Source organism: Cupriavidus sp. SIMBA_020 (genome assembly GCF_046535395.1).
Taxonomy (GTDB): domain Bacteria; phylum Pseudomonadota; class Gammaproteobacteria; order Burkholderiales; family Burkholderiaceae; genus Cupriavidus; species Cupriavidus campinensis.
Window position 1 is genome coordinate 1 of sequence record NZ_JAWRWU010000291.1, and the last position, 309, is coordinate 309.

Here is a 309-nt window from a genome sequence, read left to right on the forward strand (position 1 = left end):
GTCCACGGCTTCACGCACTTCGGCGATGGCGTTGGCGAAGGTCTTGCCGGCTTCGCGGGCCAGCAGGCCCATCAGCGGCTGGATCTCGCCTTCCATCAGGTCGGCGGCGCGTTCCAGCCGGGCCTCGCGGCGCTTGCCGGCGTAGACGGCCGGCACTTCGACGTTGCCCTGCGCCGTCAGGTCGGACAGCAGGTGGTAGCGCTGGAAGATGAAGCCGAAATGCTCGCGCCGCAATTCGGTCAGTTCGTCCGGATCCAGTTCGCCCGTGCTGCGGCCGCTGACGCGGTAGTCGCCGCTGGTGGCGCGGTC

1 pseudogene is annotated in these 309 nt (G+C 69.3%); it reads right to left on the reverse strand.

The features are described from left to right. A pseudogene (locus SB751_RS29255) lies at nucleotides 1-309 on the reverse strand (hypothetical protein); the annotation flags it as partial.